Annotated in this window: 14 protein-coding genes; 6 read left to right on the top strand and 8 right to left on the bottom strand. The window is 65.7% G+C overall.

Features of this window, described 5'->3' with window-relative positions; all coding sequences use genetic code 11:
* Positions 1-91: 91 nt before the first annotated feature.
* The 6 genes from D2E22_RS07440 (at position 92) to D2E22_RS07415 (ending at position 6216) form a co-directional block, all read left to right on the top strand.
* The gene (locus D2E22_RS07440) at positions 92-1426 is read left to right on the top strand and encodes an aspartate aminotransferase family protein (RefSeq protein ID WP_126032472.1); all 1335 of its coding nucleotides are present in this window, start codon (positions 92-94) and stop codon (positions 1424-1426) included.
* A 52-nt stretch (positions 1427-1478) separates the two neighbouring features.
* Entirely contained in the window at positions 1479-2270 is a 792-nt protein-coding gene (gene ucpA / locus D2E22_RS07435) for an SDR family oxidoreductase UcpA (RefSeq protein WP_126032471.1), read from the top strand.
* A gap of 51 nt (positions 2271-2321) precedes the next feature.
* Positions 2322-3317 carry a phosphotransferase enzyme family protein gene (locus tag D2E22_RS07430; RefSeq protein WP_126032470.1) on the top strand — a complete coding sequence of 332 codons (996 nt, stop codon included), beginning with the start codon at positions 2322-2324 and terminating at the stop codon, positions 3315-3317.
* Positions 3318-3433: 116 nt separating this feature from the next.
* Positions 3434-4900 carry an APC family permease gene (locus D2E22_RS07425; RefSeq protein WP_126032469.1) on the top strand — a complete coding sequence of 489 codons (1467 nt, stop codon included), beginning with the start codon at positions 3434-3436 and terminating at the stop codon, positions 4898-4900.
* A 95-nt stretch (positions 4901-4995) separates the two neighbouring features.
* Entirely contained in the window at positions 4996-5337 is a 342-nt protein-coding gene (locus D2E22_RS07420; protein ID WP_126032468.1) for a P-II family nitrogen regulator, read from the top strand.
* A gap of 84 nt (positions 5338-5421) precedes the next feature.
* Positions 5422-6216 carry a GntR family transcriptional regulator gene (locus tag D2E22_RS07415; RefSeq protein WP_126032467.1) on the top strand — a complete coding sequence of 265 codons (795 nt, stop codon included), beginning with the start codon at positions 5422-5424 and terminating at the stop codon, positions 6214-6216.
* 437 nt (positions 6217-6653) lie between these two features.
* Here D2E22_RS07415 and D2E22_RS07410 read toward each other — a convergent pair whose 3' ends face one another.
* The 8 genes from D2E22_RS07410 to dnaK all read right to left on the bottom strand — a co-directional run bounded on the left by D2E22_RS07410 (position 6654) and on the right by dnaK (position 16879).
* Entirely contained in the window at positions 6654-7388 is a 735-nt protein-coding gene (locus D2E22_RS07410; RefSeq protein WP_126032466.1) for an HAD family hydrolase, read from the bottom strand.
* Positions 7389-7481: 93 nt separating this feature from the next.
* On the bottom strand, positions 7482-9809 hold the full coding sequence (locus D2E22_RS07405; RefSeq protein ID WP_126032465.1) for a glycoside hydrolase family 3 N-terminal domain-containing protein: 2328 nt from the start codon (positions 9807-9809) through the stop codon (positions 7482-7484).
* 73 nt (positions 9810-9882) lie between these two features.
* Positions 9883-11199: an MFS transporter gene (locus D2E22_RS07400; protein WP_126032522.1), complete on the bottom strand. Its 1317-nt coding sequence runs from the start codon at positions 11197-11199 to the stop codon at positions 9883-9885.
* Between the two features lie 401 nt (positions 11200-11600).
* Complete coding sequence (locus tag D2E22_RS07395) at positions 11601-12233, bottom strand: TetR/AcrR family transcriptional regulator (RefSeq protein WP_420897249.1); 633 nt, start codon at positions 12231-12233, stop codon at positions 11601-11603.
* Positions 12234-12558: 325 nt separating this feature from the next.
* Positions 12559-13119, bottom strand: coding sequence for a heat shock protein transcriptional repressor HspR (locus D2E22_RS07390; protein ID WP_241218305.1), 561 nt, complete (start codon positions 13117-13119; stop codon positions 12559-12561).
* Between the two features lie 5 nt (positions 13120-13124).
* Positions 13125-14159: a DnaJ C-terminal domain-containing protein gene (locus D2E22_RS07385; RefSeq protein WP_126032463.1), complete on the bottom strand. Its 1035-nt coding sequence runs from the start codon at positions 14157-14159 to the stop codon at positions 13125-13127.
* A gap of 171 nt (positions 14160-14330) precedes the next feature.
* The gene (gene grpE, locus D2E22_RS07380; RefSeq protein WP_126032462.1) at positions 14331-15017 is read right to left on the bottom strand and encodes a nucleotide exchange factor GrpE; all 687 of its coding nucleotides are present in this window, start codon (positions 15015-15017) and stop codon (positions 14331-14333) included.
* Positions 15017-16879 (bottom strand): molecular chaperone DnaK, encoded by a 1863-nt coding sequence (dnaK, locus tag D2E22_RS07375; protein ID WP_126032461.1) that lies wholly within the window; start codon positions 16877-16879, stop codon positions 15017-15019. Before dnaK ends, grpE begins: the two co-directional genes overlap by 1 nt.
* Between the last annotated feature and the right edge of the window lie 130 nt (positions 16880-17009).

The following is a 17009-nucleotide window of genomic DNA, read 5'->3' as shown; positions in this document are numbered from 1 at the left end:
TCCATACCCGCCGGTTGGCGCGCCGCGGACCGAAGCACCGTCCGAGACCGCGGCCTTCCGGCAACGTTTTCCGAACCGAATGGAGGGCACGATGGCCGCGAAAACCACGATCCTCGACATGAACCGCTTCGACGGCGCGAACCTGGACGCGCTCGACGCCCATAAGCGCTCGCTCGTCGAGCGCCGTGCCGCCCTCGGCAACGGCTACCGCCTCTTCTACCGGGACCCGATCGAAATCGTGCGCGGCTCCGGTTCCCATGTCTTCGACGAACACGGCACCGACTATCTGGACGCCTACAACAACGTCGTCTCGGTGGGCCACTGCCATCCGCATGTCGTCGAAGCGGTCAGCCGGCAGGCGGCGACGCTCAACACGCACACCCGCTATCTGCACGAGACGATCCTCGACTATTCGGAGGCGCTGCTCGCGAAGCTTCCTGCGCAAATCGACCGCATCACCTACCAGTGCACCGGCTCCGAGGCCAACGACCTCGCGATCCGCATCGCACGCAACTACACCGGAGCCCGGGGCATCATCGTGACGCGTGAGGCGTACCACGGCAACACCGACCTCGTCTCCGGCTTCTCCCCGTCGATCGGCATGGGCCAGGAGCTCTCCCCATCCTGCGGTCTGCTGCCGACGCCGGACACGCACATCCACGGCGACGAGGCAATCGGCGACTTCATCGTCGCGAGGCTCAGGGAGCGCATCGCCGCGATGCGCGCCGACGGCATCGGTTTCGCCGGGCTGCTCGTCGATTCGATCTTCTCCTCCGACGGCATCTTCCCCGGCAAGGCAGGATGGCTCAACAAGGTCGCCGACGCCGTGCACGAGGAAGGCGGCCTGATCATCGCCGACGAGGTGCAGCCCGGCTTCTGCCGCACCGGCGAGGCCTTCTGGGGATTCGCCCGCCACGGCTTCGTCCCGGACATCGTGACGATGGGCAAACCGATGGCGAACGGCATCGCCTGCTCGGCCACGGCGGCGCGTCACGAGATCCTCGACGTCTTCACCGCGAAGATCCCGTATTTCAACACCTTCGCCGGCAACCCGGTCGCGATGGCCGCGGCCAAGGCGACGCTCGAGGTGATGGACGACGAGGATCTGACGGGCAACGCGAGCCGCATCGGCTCGATGTTCGTCTCCCAGCTTGAAGGTCTCGCCGTCGATCATCCGGCGATCGCCGACGTGCGCGGCGCCGGCCTGTACATCGGCGTCGAGTTCGACGACCCCGCCACCGGCGACCCGCTGAGCGTCGAGACGCTCGAGCTCATCGAGCAGATGCGCCGCCGCCATGTGCTCACGTCGAACTGCGGATCGTACGGCAACATCCTCAAGATCCGCACGCCGCTCGTCTTCAGCGCCGCCGACGTCGACCGCTACATGACGGCGTTGCAGGATTCGCTCGCCGCGATCGGCATCTGATACGCCGACGCGCGCCACACATCACACGAGACACGACACACAGGAGGGCATCATGGGAAAACTGGACGGTAAGACCGCCATCGTCACCGGCGCGTCGAAAGGCATCGGATCGGGTATCGCGCAGGTCTTCGCGCAACAGGGCGCGAAGGTCGTCGTCGCCGCGCGCGGCGACGACGTGCTCGCGCTCGCCGACGCGCTGCGCGACGCCGGATACGAGGCGACCGGCGTGCGATGCGACGTGACCGATCCGCAGGATTGCGCGCGCCTCGTACGCACGGCGATCGACGCCTACGGCCAAGTCGACGTCCTCGACTGCAACGCCGGCATCTGCAGGCTCGGCGGCTTCCTCGACGCCGACGACGCGTGGCGCGACGCGCACATCGACGTCAACATCAACGGCGTATGGAACATGTGCAAGGCAGCCATTCCGGCGATCATCGACGCCGGCGGCGGCGCCGTCGTCATCACGTCGTCTGTCACCGGCGACCTCGTCGCCGACCCCGGCGAAGCGGCCTACGCGATGACGAAGGCCGCGCTTGTGGGACTGACGAAGGCGCTCGCGCGCGAATTCGCCGAGCAGCGGATCCGCGTCAACTGCATCTGCCCCGGCTACATCCGCACGCCGCTCGTCGAGGGCATGGCCGCGCAGTCCGATCCGGACGACCCCGGGCGCGCGATCGACGCGATCGCGTCCGCCGTGCCGCTCGGCCGCCTTGGCACGCCGCAGGAGTGCGGCGAGCTGTGCGCGTTCCTCGCGAGCGACGAGGCGAGCTACATCACCGGCACGCAGGTGGTCATCGACGGCGGCTCCACGCTTCCCGAGACCACTTCGATGGGACGGTGACGGCCCGCGCAAGCCGCCGCCCCCGCAACCAACATTCGGAAAGGAGGACCCATGTCCGTATTCGAGAACACCGCGATCTTCAATGACGTCGCCGACAAGGCCATCCGCGCCTATCCACTGAGCGCGAACGCGCATGCGCGTCTGCTGCAGCTGTCGGAGAACGCCACCTACCTCGTCGAGGACGCGCACGGCACGCCCGAAGGCATCCTGCGCGTGGGGCGTCCCGGCTACCACACGCTCGAGGAGTACCGCAGCGAGATGGCGTGGCTGCGCCAGATCAACGACTACACGCCGCTCGTCGTGGCCAATCCGCTGCGCGCCGCCGACGGCTCGGACATCCAGATCGTCCACGCCGGCGACGGCGACGACTACTGCTGCGTCATGTACGAGTTCCTGACCGGCCAAGCGCCGGACGAGGACAACGAGACGGCTGCGATCCGCCAGTTCCGCGCGCTCGGCGAGACGACGGCGTACCTGCACCGGCAGACCGAGATCTGGAACGGCGCGCGTCAGCTGACGCGCTGGCACTGGACCTATGAGACGATCCTCGGCGACGACGCGATCTGGGGCGACTGGCGTGCGATGCCGGGGCTGACGGCGGCGGACGTCGACCAGTTCTCACGCTGCTGCGAGGTGATCCGACGCCGGCTCGAACGTTACGGACGCAACGAGCACAACTACGGCCTGATCCATGCGGACCTGCGCGTCGCCAACCTGCTCGTCGAGGGCGAGCAGATCAAGGTGATCGATTTCGACGACTGCGGCTTCGGCTGGTATCTGCACGATCTGGCGAGCGCGCTGTCGTTCATCGAGACGAAGCCGATCGTCCCCGACCTCGTCAACGCGTGGCTCGACGGATACCGCACCGTCATGCCGTTCACCGATACCGACTTCATGGAGATCGACACGTTCATCATGATGCGCCGTCTGCAGCTCATGGCCTGGATCGGATCCCATCTCGACTCCGACCCGGTCAGGGAGCTCGCCGACGGCTACATCGACGGCACCACCGAGCTCGCCCACCGCTATCTGCGGCTCTTCGGCTGAGACGCCGCCCTCCGCCCATCCGAGAGTCCCGACCAATCCATCCCGTTTTCACCCATATCCGTCCATCGACCACCTCCAGGAATCATCCATGGGATAAAAGCAGAGAGGAGCAGGCCATGTCTGCCACCACGAAATCCACTTCGATCGAGACGAGGCAATCCGCAACCGCCGACGCCGGCGAACAGGCCGGCGGAGGGTTGAAGAGGAGCCTTCGGCTGCTGTTCGTCTACACGCTGGCCACCGGCGCGATCTTCACCTTCGTCTGTTACTGGGACGGCATCTTCCTGTCCTACTGCGGCCCCGGCACCTGGCTCGGATTCCTGCTGATGACGGCGATGGTGCTGCCGATTGGCTTCGTCTATGCGGAGCTGTCGACGATGCTGCCGAGCACCGGCTCGTGCCTCGTGTTCAACACGGTCGGCATGAACAAGCATGCGGGGTTCTGGTCCGCGTGGCTCATCATGTGCGCATGGCTCGCCGTGCCGGCCGCTGGCGTGCTCGGCATCCTCGAATGGCTCAACTACCAGTTCCTCGATTACGGGTTGAACGGATCGTACGCGGTCATCGTCGGCGCCGTGCTGCTGTGCCTGTGGTGCCTCGTGAGCCTGTGCAAGAACATCGTCGCCGGCGGCCTGCAGACGACGATGCTGTTCATCGCGATCGGCGGCCTGCTCATCACCGCCGGCCTGTTCTTCTTCTCCGGCCATTGGAGCCTGTCCAACTTCTCGTCGTTCTTCGCCAACGCGAACGCCGGCGACTACGGCATCGGCCTGGGCTGGATCATCGGATGCGCGTTCCTGATCACGCCGTACTTCGGCTTTGAGACGGTGCCGGCGATGGTCGAGGAAGGCACGTTCCCGATCAAGGACCAGAAGAAGGCGATCCTCGGCTCCGTGCTCACCTGCGGCATCATCTACGCGATCTTCTACCTCGCCGAAGCCGGCTGCATCGACTGGAACGCCTACGCTTTCGACAGTGCGCCCTTCGTCACCTTCGAGACGCTCAAGCTCGTGTTCCCCGGCGCCGGCTGGATGAGCTGGTTCGTCATCGCCCTCGGCGTCTTCGGCGTCGTCTTCCCGATCGGAACGTCGGTGCTCGGCTTCTGGTATTCGGCCGTGCGCATGCTCTTCGCGATGGGCCGGCAGAACTTCCTGCCGAAGGCCTTCGCCAAATGCAACCGCTACGGCCAGCCGATCATCCCGAACCTGCTCATCCTCGCGATCAGCATCGGATTCCTCGCGATGCAGTCGATCACCGCGTTCTTCGATCTGATGGCCTTCGCCTGCGCGATCTGCTACGCGATGAGCAGCATCTCGGCAATCCTCCTCGACGTGCGCCATCCCGAATGGGAACGCCCGTACCACGCTCCGGGCGGCATGGCGATGAAGATCGCCTCGCTGATCATCTCGCTGACCGTCGCCGTGTTCTGCTGCATCGGCATCGGCGTGCAGACCTGGGTAGGCTTCGCTGGATACATGGGCGTCGGCGTCGTGCTCTGGTGCACGATGCTCGCCAAGTGGCGCGTCAAAGGCAAGGATTCGACCGTCTGGATGCGCACACCGGCGGGCGTCATCGAATATTGACGCCGCCCCTCCCAAGCCCGGGCGCCGCACCCCTCTCGCGGCGCCCGTCCTCAATGCCACACCATCCGCACACCACCCATGCCCACGGAGGAACCATGAAGGAAATCGAATTCATCATCAACGGCGAAAAACTCGAGACGCTCAAACACGTGCTCGACCAGTTCAGCAACCGCGGCATCACGATGACGTCGGCGATGGGATACGGCCACCAGCACGGCCTCAAACAGGTGTACACGCGCGACGATCGACAGGGGGTCGCGCTGCTGCCGAAGATCAGCGTGCGCACCGTCGTGCCGGACGGCGAAGTCGACGGCATCGTCGACGCGGTCGTCAACCGCCTCTCCTCATCGAGCTTCGGCGACGGCAAGATCTTCGTGCGTGCCATCGAGCAGGCGGTGCGCATCCGCACAGATGAGCGCGGCGATGACGCGCTCTGAGCGGCGTCCCGCCGTTACGCGTCACATCGGTCGGTTATCGTGAATCGCGACAGCGACGCATATCCGCACGGAAACGAGGACGGCATGACAACTGGGCGCACGGCGACGGCGGAGCCCACCGCCACCGTCGGCCGCGCGATTCATGACATCCATCTGCTCGCGAACGTCGACGAGCTGGGAATCGGCGACCATCTGCCGTCGGAGCGTGCGCTCGCCGAACGGCTGCAGGTGTCACGCTCGACGATCCGCGCGGCGCTGGGCGTCATGCGCGCACGCGGCGAGATCAGCACGCGCCGCGGACGCGGCGGCACCGTCATCGCGGCGGACATCGCCCGCCGCGCGCTGCCCTCACGCGTCACCGTCAACGCGAAATCCGCCCGCATCATCGATCGGACGTCGGCGAGCACCTCGGGACTGCCGCATATGCTCGCCTCGCAGGGCATGACGTGCGTCACGACCGTGCTCGACGCGCATGTGCGGCATTGCGACGAGCGCATATGCCAGATGTTCCACGTCCCCGCATCGCAGCCGCTCATCCGCGTCGAACGCGTCCGCGCGGCCGACGGCACGCCGATCTCCTACGAACAGACATATCTCGACCCGCGCGGCTATCCGGATTTCCTCGATTTCGACCTGACGCGGTCGATCTACCAGCTGCTGCAGTTCAACTACGGCGCCGTCATCCACGCCGTCGAGGAGACGATCGAGACGATCCCCGGATTCGGTCGTCCGGCGCGCGCATTGCGGCAGCCGAGCGGCACGCCGCTGCTCTACGTGTGCTCGCGCGCGACCGACGCGCTCGGCAACACCGTCGTCGTCTCCAACGACATCTACCCGGCCGCGCATGTGCGGCTCACGACGTCGCGCACATTGCGCTGACATGCTCCGCGGCGCCCACGACCCGCATCTACACATGGGCTTCTACGCTGCTTCGGCGCCGGCATGACGACCTACGTCGTCGAGAGCGCGCCGTGCGCGATCTCCACGTCGATCTGGATGCTCATCCACCCGCACGCCACTCAGGAGTCCGGCGGCATCCATGTCTCCAGCTGACGCATTGGCGCTCTAAATGCTTGCCGTACTCGGCCTGATCTGCATTGTTGTGACGCTCATGTTCACCGAGAGCCTGTCCGAACGGCCGCACGTGCAGACCGGCGTCTTCAGTTCGCTGAGGGGACTCGGCTCCGCTCTCAGACACCGCCGGTTCATGCATGCGCCGTCCATGGCACACATCGCCTTTGAATCCTATTCCACATCGACTATTTCGGCACATCGCGGCAGACCTGCACCTATTTCTTCGCGGCAACCGCGGCCGCTCAGCCGCGCCGTCCGGCGAGCGGCGCGAGACGGACGTACATGCGCCGCACCATGCGGTCGAGCGACTGCGGCGTGATGTCGTCGTAGTTCTCGGTCGTCGTGTAGCCGGGGCCGGGCACGTACCCTCCGGCGAGGTAGCCGGTCACGACGACGGTCGTCATGCCGGACGCGGCCGCCGACGTGCGGCCGCTCATCGAATCCTCGAAGGCCACGCAGCACGGCATCAGCACATCCGGGATGTCGAGCCGTTTCGCGGCAAGCTCGTACGGCGCCGGATCGGGCTTCTTCGGCACGTCGTCGTCGCCGCAGACATAGCCGGCGAAGGTGTTCGGCGGCGCCTGCGCGATGAGGTTCTCGGCAAGGTCGCGCGGCGACGTCGTCACGAGCATCGACGGGACGCCGGCGTCGCGCAGCTGTTCAAGCAGGCGGCGCACGCCGGGGATCCACGGCAGCCGTTTCTTCTCCTCGTCGGTCACGTATTGGATCATGCGGCGCCCGATCTCCTCGGGCGGCAGCGGACAGCCGAGCTCGGCCATCTCATGGGCGATCTGCGGCACCGGCCGACCCGAGCCGCCCATCGCCATCTGCTTCGTCCAGTGGCCGCCGTATTCGCGCACGAGCCGCAGCTCGCTTTCGTGCCACAGCGGCTCGGAGTCGATGAGCGTGCCGTCCATGTCCCAGAACACGCCCTGCAACGCCTCGAGCTTGGCGGCTCCGTTTTCCCGAACGCCCATGCGCGCCTCTTTTCGTCGTCATCATCCGTTGCCGGTCGTCCCTCCCACCATACCCGCCACCCCGGCACCACCGGGGCGGCCATCGCGGCGCGTTCACTCCACGACGGTGAAAGTCGTGGAACGCAGGTCCGCGTCACGGCTCGAATGGCCGACGAGCACCTTGAACTCCCCGGGTTCGACGATGCGCCTGGCGTCACCGTCCACGATCGTGCACACGTCGACCGGCAGCTCGAACACGACACGGCGCGTCTCGCCCGCATCGAGCGTCACACGCCGGAACCGCTTGAGCTCCTTGGCCGCCCAGGTGAAGGACGTGACGACGTCGCTGACGTACAACTGCACGATCTCGGCGCCACGGCGGGGGCCCGTGTTCGTCAGGTCGATCGCCACGCGCACGGTATCGCCCCTGCTGAATTCGGAGCCGTTCACGATCGCGGGCTCGCCGTATTCGAAGGTCGTATACGCCAGCCCCTCGCCGAACGCGAACGCCGGGTCCTGCGTCAGATCGGCGTACCGATCGCCGTGCTGCCCGCGGATCTGGTTGTAGAAGACCGGCAGCTGCCCCGCATGGCGCGGGAACGTGATCGGCAGACGTCCGCTTGGCTCGGTCATGCCGAAGATGATCTCGGCGAGCGCGCGGCCTCCCTGCATGCCGGGGTTCGGCGCCCAGATGAAGGCGCCAAGCCCGTCGGCGGCGGACTCGTCGACGAGCACGCCGTTCTCCCCGATCACGCACGCCGGCAGCACCTGCGGCTTCGAGCTCATGAGCACGACGATGAGCGGCTTATGTGTTTCACGTGCAACCTCGCTCAGACGTTCGAGCAGCAGGTTCTGGCCGCCGAGCAGCTCAAGCGTCGCCGTCGAGCAGGTCTCGCCGGTGAGCTGCACGACGTCGCCGACGACGGCGATGACCGCATCCGCACGCCGCGCCTGTTCGACGGCTGCGTCGAGCAGGGCGCCGTCGACGCGCGCGGACACGGCGAGCTTCGGTCGGGGCTGCCCATCCGGATACAGCGCGCCCGCCGGATCGTCGATGAGTTCGACGACGTCGGCGCCGCGCGCATAGGTCACCTCGCAGCCTTCAGGAGCAAGCTCGCGCACGCCGTCCAGCACGGTCATGATCATGTCGCGCGGCTGTCCCTGCGGCATCCACGGCACCTGTCCGGAATTGCCGGCCCAGTCGCCGAGCTGGTTCTGCGCGTCGTCGGCAAGCGGCCCCACGACGGCTATCGAGCGTACAGCGCCATCCTCCGCGGCCAGCGGCAGCGCCGCGTTGTTGCGCAGCAGGACGATTGATTCGCGGGCCAATTCGAGGTTCGCGTCCATATGATCGCCGTTGCCGACCACGGCCTCGATGCGTTCCGGATCGGGCAGGCGCGGGTCCTCGAACAAGCCGAGCTGGAACTTCAGCGTCAGCAGACGCCCGACGGCCGCATCCAACGCGCGTTCGTCGAGCAGACCGTCATGGACCGCCTCGATGGCGCCCTCGTAGAACCCCGGAGTCGTCATGATCAGATCGTTGCCCGCCTTGACGGCGTCGGCGGCCGCGGTGCGGTAATCCGGCTTGATGCGCTGCTCCCACACCGCACGTCCGACGTTGTCCCAATCGGTCACGAGCGTGCCGCCATAACCCCAATCGCCGCGCAGTTTCGTCTGCAGCAGCCAATCGTTGAAGGTGACGGGCGTGCCGTCGATCGCCTCATAGCCGAGCATGAAGGTGGCGCATCCCTCCTTCGCCACACGTTCGAAGGGAGGCAGGAACCAGCTGGCGAGCGCCCGGCGCGTCAGATCGGCCTCTGAGGCGTCACGGCCGCCCTGCGTGTACGAATAGCCTGCGAAATGCTTGGCGCAGGCGAGGATGGCGTCCCTGTCGAAGGCCTCGCCCGTCCGGGCGTGCTTCTGATACCCCTGCACCATCGCCGACGCGAGTTCGCCGATGAGCGTCGGATCCTCGCCGAAGGTCTCGTCGATGCGGCCCCAGCGTGTGTCGCGTCCGATGCACAGCACCGGCGAGAAGGTCCAATGCACACCGGTGCAGGAGACCTCCTCGGCAGTCACCCGGGCGGCCCGCTCGACCTTTTCGGCGTCCCAGCTGCATGCCATGCCGAGCTGGGAGGGAAAGATCGTCGCGCCGGGCCAGAACGAGTAGCCGTGGATGCAGTCGTCGCCGACGAGCAGCGGGATGCCCAGACGCGTCTTCCCGCGCACGATGCCGTCGGCGCGCACCAGATCATCGGGGGATGTGTGCAGGATCGAGCCGACATGGCGGTCCACGATCAGATGTTCGAGGTCGCCGGACCGTGCATCCAACTGCATCATCTGTCCGACTTTCTCCTCAAGCGTCATACGCGAAAGCAGGTCCTGGACGCGCTCCGGGATCGTCAACGTCGCGTCGAGATAGGGGTGGGTGGTTTCAGTCATCGTCTGACTCCTTTGTTGTCGCGCCGGACGGCGCCATGTGCCGTCCGGATGTTCCATGGGGGGGGCGGCGGCGTCAGCGGACGCCGCGGATAAGCATGATGAACACGCATCCGAGCAGGGCGAAGGCGATCGCGATCGGGAAGGCGAAGGCGTACCCCAGAGAAAGCGTGATGGCGGACATGAGCACCGGACCGAGCATCTGCCCGAGCGTCGTGGCGAGGTTGAGGATGCCCAGATCCTTGCCCGCCTCCTCCTTGTTCGGCAGCACATCGACGTTCAGCGCCTGGTCGACCGACGAATACACGCCGTAGCCGAGCCCGGCGATCCCCGAGTAGAGCAGCATGCCCGTCGCCGACGGCATGAGCCAGGGCATCGCGATGCCAATGGCGAACAGCACGGAGGCGATGATGATCGGCACCTTGCGCCGCCCGATCATGTCGGACAGCGGACCCGCCGCCACGGAGCCCACCAGCGAGACGACCATCGTGATGACCGACATCGAGGAGATGACCACCCCGGCCTCCTTGACCTCAAGGCCGACGTAGTTTTCGAGGATGTACAGCTGGTAGATGGTGATCATCTGATAGCTCAGCAGCATGCACAGACGGCCCGCGAATGCCTTGTAGAAATCATGCGCGGTGGAGAACTTCGGCGGCCGGAAGCTCTTGACGACCTCGCCAAGGCCTTCCTTCTGCCGGGGCAGGAAATCGGCGGGGCCTTCCTTCGGCAGGATGATGACGGCGATGATGCCCGAAAGCAGCATGAGCGCACCGGCCACGATGAATCCGGGGGTCTGGTTGGCGATGAAGACGGCGCCGATCAACGTGCCGATCGGCGCGCCGCATGTGGATCCCGCACCGTAGAACGCGGACATCGTGCCGCGCACGCCCGTCGGGATGCGGTCGGAAATGATGGCCACCATCGGCGCGAGCATGCAGTTGAGGCCGAACATGCACAGGCAATAAACGATGGTGATGACGACCGGATTGAGCGTCATGCCGGTGAGGAACAACGTGACGCCGCCCAGCACGGCCCCGCCGAGGATGAAGGGCGTGCGCCGTCCACGCTTGGAGCGGGAACGGTCGGAGAAGTTGCCGAACATGAGATTGGACACCAGGGAGGCCACCGCCGTGCAGGAATTGATGACGCCGACGAGCGCCTCCGGCGCCATGCCGGGCACCGACTTGAGATGCTCGGGCAGCAGCACCGCGGAGACGATGCCCAGGCCGCTCATCCACAGCAGGCCGAAGACGAGGAAGCCCACGGCATACCGGCTCTTCGTCAGCATCGAGATCGGCTTGCCCGTCTCCGGGGAGAGTTTGGGATTCGAACGCGACGCCTCGAGGTTGCTGTTGTATATGGCCAGACGCAGTCCCAGATCGGTAGGCATCGCGCCGTCCTCCGCGGCGCCCAAGGCCTCCCCCTCCCCCGCAAGGGCTTCGTCAAGTTCGCTTTTCGCAAGCGTCCGCACGGCGACGTCCGACCCGTCCCCGACAACCGCTTCCGCTCGCGCACGACCACTACCGCTCATGATCGCTCCTTTCGTCCTCATCGACACCTGTGCATCATCGCATCGGCACAATCTTTATATCTAACATATGTTAGATATAAAGATTATCGTTCGCAACATAGCCAAAGTCAAACTACGCAACATCGGCGCGTCACGGTTGTCTTATCGCGCGGTTGTCTATATCTAACAGATGTTATATATAATTAAGTCGCGGCGGCCGCCGCGACGCACACGCGAGTCCACCCCGGCACGACGGGGGGACACCAAGGGCTTTGGGGAAATCAGCGGTACCCGTCCCACAACGGCGACGGGAAGATCATGCGCTCGAACGCCAGCCATTCGTCGTACAGATCCACCGGCGGCACGCACAGCCACCGCATCTGCACGCCGTCCATCGCCTCGATGACCCGGCGCAGATACGGCCGCATGTTGGGATCCCACGGCCCGACCTCGGGCGGGATGCGCCATGGATAGCGCGAATAATGCTCCCAGATGTTCTCCGGGCGGTTGCGGTAGTACTCATGCAGCGGATGCGAGGGGTTCACCGACTCGATGTACAACATCAGGAACAGCTGCACCATCTGCCGCTGCGCGGCGTTGTGCCGCACGAGGAACCGCAGGTACGCGGGGAACGACAACGCATCGGGATCGCTTCCGGGCAGTCCCGAACCCATGAAATCCGCGGGGGTGCCGCTGCTGTCGTAGACATCGGTGATGAGCAGCGACAACAGCCCTTCCTTGGTGCCGACATAATGCAGCAATCCGGGCTGGCTCATCCCCACCTCATCGGCGACGTCCTTGAGCGAGATGCCGTTGTACCCCCGCTCGGCGATCAGCTTGATCGCGGCACGCTCGATCTCCCCGATACGCTCTTCAGGGGTCTTGCGCACACGTTTCGCCGACACAACCGCCAAGTGTATCACCCGGTCCGCAACCCCATCCCGGCCGCTTCCCCGTCGTCTGCCGCATCACGCACCGCGCACACATGCGCATCGCAGGACGCCCCATCGCATCCCAGCGACCCCCACCGCGCACCCATACGCCGTCCGAGTCGTCGCCCCACATCTCCCCGACCCGCACAGCGCACGGATGCGCGATCCGCGACGCCCCATCGCACCCCCGCGTCCCGCACAGCGCACGCATACGCAGCACCGGACGCACACGGATAACGTCCCACCACGCAAAAAGCGTCCGGAACCCAGATTCGGGCTCCGGACGCTTGCCGGACCTATCTAAGACTCACCGGTAGATCGTGCGCCACAGGACGACTGACTTCGACTCGGCCTGCGCCGGCCGATGGCTCGCGCCGGCCGACAGCTGCCGCGTCCGCGGATGCAGTTGCCGCCGCCAGTGCCTCGCGCGCGAGGAGCGGCGCACCTCGGTGATGTCACCCTCCATGTCGGCGGTGAAGACACTCACCGAACCGTCGTTCAACCGCGCGAGCTGCCGGCGCAGCTGCCGGTTCTCCTCCTCGAGTTCGAGGATCCGCGCGATGCCGGTGAGGTTGATGCCGTCGCGCTGGCTCATCGACTGCGCCTGCACGAGACGGTCGATATCGCGCAGCGAGTAGCGGCGGGCGCCCCCTTCGGTGCGTTGCGGCACGATGAGGCCGGCGCGGTCGTACTGACGCAGCGTCTGCGGATGGATGCCCGCGAGTTCGGCGGCGCGTCCGACGCTGAAGATCGGCAGGTCGACGTCGAATCCGACACGCGCCGCACCCTCAAGATTCGCCCGCTGCGCGACGATCGCCATCGCGCACATCTCATACAACCGGCGTTTCTGCTGAGACGCTCGCGCCATGACGATCAGGACTCCCGCTGTTCGGCGAGCTTGTCGGCGAAGTCGCCGCAGGCCTTGTCGAACTCCTTCGCGGCATGCTTCTCGCCGATGCCCGGATGCTCGGGAACGTGGATCTGCACGCGGCCGACGAGATCGCCGGTCTCGCGCTTGGTCTTCACGCCCTTGCCCTTGACGCGCACTTCGGCGCCGCTCGACGTGCCGGCGTGGACCTTGAACGTCACCGTATCGCCGTAGAAGTCCTTGACGTCGATCTTGCCGCCGTCGACGGCCTGGCCGACGGTGACCGGCAGATCCATGACGAGATCCACGCCGTCCATCGCGAACTTCGGGTCCGGCGTCACGGTGATGGTCAGGTACATGTCGCCGTTCCTACCGCCGTGCACGCCCGGCTTGCCCTTGCCGGCGAGCTTGATCTTCTGCCCGTTCTTCACACCGGCCGGGATGCGCGTCTTGAACTTCTTGCCGCCCGCGCTCAGCGAGACGGTCGCGCCTTTGACGGCCTGGCGGAAGGTCAGCGTGATCTTCGAGTTGAGGTCGGCGCCGTCCTCCGGGGCCGGGGTGGGCCGGTAGCCGGCGTATGCGCCGTCGCCGTAGTCCTCGTAGCCATGGCCGCCGTAGCCGCCGGCGTTGCCGCCGCCGAACATCGAGAAGATGTCGTCGAACCCCGCGCCGCCGCCGTTCGTCGAGAAGCGGATGTGCGAGCCGTTGCCGCCCGCGCCACCGCCGAACATCGAGAAGATATCGTTGAGATTGGAGGCGTCGAATCCGCCGGCGCCGCCCGCGCCGCCGGCGAAGCGCGCGCCTCCCGCGCCGAACTGGCGGATCGCGTCGTAGCGTTCACGCGATTCCTTGTCCTTGAGCACATCGTAGGCCTCGGAGATGTCCTTGAACTTCTCCTCGCCTTCCTTGGTCTTGTTGATGTCCGGATGGTATTTGCGCGCCAGCTTGCGGTACGCCTTCGTGATTTCGCTTTCCGTGGCGTCTTTGGAGACACCGAGGGTCTTGTAGAAGTCTTTGTTCAGCCATTCGTTCTCAGCCATGTTGTGCCTCCTTTCGAGGTGTTGCTGAATCCGTCCGCCGCCGAGGGGCTTCCCACGCCTCGCGGCGACGGGCGGCACTTATTGATGGTCATACGTTTCGTTGAGGGCACATCGCACAGGAGGCCGTGGACCGCCGATTGTGGTCCACGGCCTCCTCATGCGTCGTCCGCGTCAGTCCTGCGGCGACGCCACGACCACGCGGGCCGCGCGAATCACGCGGTCGCCGATGCGGTAGCCGGCCTCCACAACCGTGTCCACGGTCGCCTTCTCGGCGTCCGGATCCGGCTTGTGCAGCACGGCCTCATGCTTCGTCGGATCGAAGTCCTCGCCTTTGACGCCGAACTTCTCCACGCCGAACTTCTCGAAGGTCTTGTCGATCTTCGCCGCGACCGCCTTGAACGATTCATCCATCTCGCCGTGTTCGCGGATGCGATCGATGTCGTCAAGCGCGGGCAGCTCCGCCGTCAGCACATCGACGATGCCCTGCTGGCGCGCCCGATCCATGTCCTTGCGCGTGCGGTTGCGGTAGTTGATGAACTCCGCGCGCTCACGCTGCAGCGCTTCGAGGTATTCAGCCGCCTCCTTCTTGGCCTGGCCAAGCGCAGTGAGCTTGCCGTCCTCGGAGTCCGCCTGCGGCGGCTCCTGCTGAGCCGCTTCAGCCGCCTCCTCGGCCGGGGAGGACGCGGACTGCGCGTCCTCCTGGGCTCCGGCGTTCACGTCCGTCTCGGGCTGCTGCTCGGCGGCAGCGTCACGCTCGATGTCGTCCATGAGCCTGGAGCCGGGGTCGGCCTGCCCGTTCGCCAACGCGTCGGCGTCGGGCAGGTCGTCGAGGTAATCGTCCTTGTTGAAGTCGGACATTACTTGTTGTCCTTGTCGTCTTCGTCGTCCACGACTTCGGCGTCCACGACGTCGTCGTCACCGGAGTTCGACGCGGGCTGCTCGCCGGCCGGAGCGTCTTCGGCGCCCTGCTGCGCGTAGAGCGCCTGACCGATCTTCTGCGCGGCCGTCATCAGCTTCTCCTGATCCGACTTGATCTTCTCGATGTCGTCGCCCTTGAGCGCGTCCTTGAGTTCGTTGACCGCGTCGGTGACCTCCTTGGCCACATCGTCGGAGAGCTTGTCCTTGTTGTCGTTGACGAGCTTCTCGGTCTGGTAGGCGAAGGCTTCGGCCTGATTGCGGGTCTCGGCCTCCTCCTTGCGCTTCTTGTCGTCGGCTTCGTGGGCCTCGGCGTCGCGCACCATGCGGTCGATCTCGTCCTTCGGCAGCGCGGAGCCGCCGGTGATCGTCATCGACTGCTCCTTGCCGGTGCCCTTGTCCTTCGCGGAGACGTGGACGATGCCGTTCGCGTCGATGTCGAAGGTGACCTCGATCTGCGGGACGCCGCGCGGGGCCGGAGCGATGCCGGTCAGTTCGAAGGTGCCCAGCGGCTTGTTGTCGCGGGCGAACTCACGCTCGCCCTGGTAGACCTGGATGAGCACGGACGGCTGGTTGTCCTCGGCGGTCGAGAAGATCTCGGAACGCTTCGCCGGGATGGCGGTGTTGCGCTCGATGAGCTTCGTCATGATGCCGCCCTTCGTCTCGATGCCGAGCGACAGCGGGGTCACGTCGATGAGCAGGACGTCCTTGCGGTCGCCCTTGATGACGCCGGACTGCACGGCGGCGCCGATGGCGACGACCTCATCCGGGTTGACGGACTGGTTCGGCTCCTTGCCGCCGTCCAGCTCCTTGACGAGCTCCTTGACGGCCGGCATACGGGTCGAACCGCCGACGAGCACGACGTGGTCGATCTGCGACACCGAGATGCCCGCGTCGGCGAGCACGTTGTTGAACGGCGTGCGGCAACGGTCGAGCAGGTCCTTCGTCATCTCCTCGAAGCGGGCGCGGGTGAGCGTCTCGTCGAGGTGCACCGGGGTGCCGTCGGGGGTCATCGCGAGGTACTGCATGTTGATCGTCGTGGACATCGACGAGGACAGTTCCTTCTTCGCCTGCTCTGCGGCTTCCTTGAGGCGCTGCAGCGCGATCTTGTCCTTGCCCAGGTCGACGCCGTACTTGTCCTTGACGCCCTTGACGAGCCAATCGATGATGCGCTGATCCCAGTCGTCGCCGCCGAGGTGGTTGTCGCCCGAGGTCGCCTGCACCTGAATCGTCGAGAAGCCGTCCTCATCCTTGCCGATCTCCAGCAGCGAGACGTCGAAGGTGCCGCCGCCGAGGTCGAAGACGAGGATGCGCTCGTCCTCCTTGCCCTTTTCCAGGCCGTACGCGAGCGCGGCCGCGGTCGGCTCGTTGATGATGCGCAGGACGTTGAGTCCGGCGATCGTGCCGGCGTCCTTCGTCGCCTGGCGCTGCGCGTCGTTGAAGTACGCAGGGCAGGTGATGACCGCGTCGGTCACCGGCTCGCCCAGATACGCCTCGGCGTCGCGCTTGAGCTTCATCAGGATCTGCGCCGAGATCTCCTGCGGCGTCCACTTCTTGCCATCGATGTCCACCGTCCAATCGGTGCCCATGTGGCGCTTGACCGAGCTGATCGTACGGTCGACGTTGGTGACCGCCTGGCGCTTGGCGACTTCGCCGACGAGGATCTCACCGGACTTGCTGAAGGCGACGACCGACGGGGTCGTACGCGAGCCTTCGGCGTTCACGATTACCGTGGGCTCGCCACCTTCCAGCGTCGCGATGCAGGAATTGGTGGTACCCAGATCAATACCGACTGCGCGTCCCATACTTGTCCTCCTTTGTTAGGTTCGCTACTTGTTACGTTCTTGCTCGAGTTCCGTCCGGCGGCGGCCGCATCCGCAGCCGGCCTTCTTGAACCATCCAAAACTTGAGCCTACATCACTCAACTATTTCCCG

Source organism: Bifidobacterium castoris, assembly GCF_003952025.1.
Classification (GTDB): Bacteria; Actinomycetota; Actinomycetes; order Actinomycetales; family Bifidobacteriaceae; genus Bifidobacterium; species Bifidobacterium castoris.
Note: the sequence above shows the minus strand (reverse complement) of the source record. Positions and strands in the feature narration are given on the sequence as shown.

Excerpts from the sequence above, each read along its gene's own strand:
- D2E22_RS07440 (WP_126032472.1), top strand. The coding sequence starts at position 92 with ATGGCCGCGAAAACCACGATCCTCGACATGAACCGCTTCGACGGCGCG.
- ucpA (WP_126032471.1), top strand. The coding sequence starts at position 1,479 with ATGGGAAAACTGGACGGTAAGACCGCCATCGTCACCGGCGCGTCGAAA.
- D2E22_RS07430 (WP_126032470.1), top strand. The coding sequence starts at position 2,322 with ATGTCCGTATTCGAGAACACCGCGATCTTCAATGACGTCGCCGACAAG.
- D2E22_RS07425 (WP_126032469.1), top strand. The coding sequence starts at position 3,434 with ATGTCTGCCACCACGAAATCCACTTCGATCGAGACGAGGCAATCCGCA.
- D2E22_RS07420 (WP_126032468.1), top strand. The coding sequence starts at position 4,996 with ATGAAGGAAATCGAATTCATCATCAACGGCGAAAAACTCGAGACGCTC.
- D2E22_RS07415 (WP_126032467.1), top strand. The coding sequence starts at position 5,422 with ATGACAACTGGGCGCACGGCGACGGCGGAGCCCACCGCCACCGTCGGC.
- D2E22_RS07410 (WP_126032466.1), bottom strand. The coding sequence starts at position 7,388 with ATGGGCGTTCGGGAAAACGGAGCCGCCAAGCTCGAGGCGTTGCAGGGC.
- D2E22_RS07405 (WP_126032465.1), bottom strand. The coding sequence starts at position 9,809 with ATGACTGAAACCACCCACCCCTATCTCGACGCGACGTTGACGATCCCG.
- D2E22_RS07400 (WP_126032522.1), bottom strand. The coding sequence starts at position 11,199 with ATGCCTACCGATCTGGGACTGCGTCTGGCCATATACAACAGCAACCTC.
- D2E22_RS07390 (WP_241218305.1), bottom strand. The coding sequence starts at position 13,119 with ATGGCGCGAGCGTCTCAGCAGAAACGCCGGTTGTATGAGATGTGCGCG.
- D2E22_RS07385 (WP_126032463.1), bottom strand. The coding sequence starts at position 14,159 with ATGGCTGAGAACGAATGGCTGAACAAAGACTTCTACAAGACCCTCGGT.
- grpE (WP_126032462.1), bottom strand. The coding sequence starts at position 15,017 with ATGTCCGACTTCAACAAGGACGATTACCTCGACGACCTGCCCGACGCC.
- dnaK (WP_126032461.1), bottom strand. The coding sequence starts at position 16,879 with ATGGGACGCGCAGTCGGTATTGATCTGGGTACCACCAATTCCTGCATC.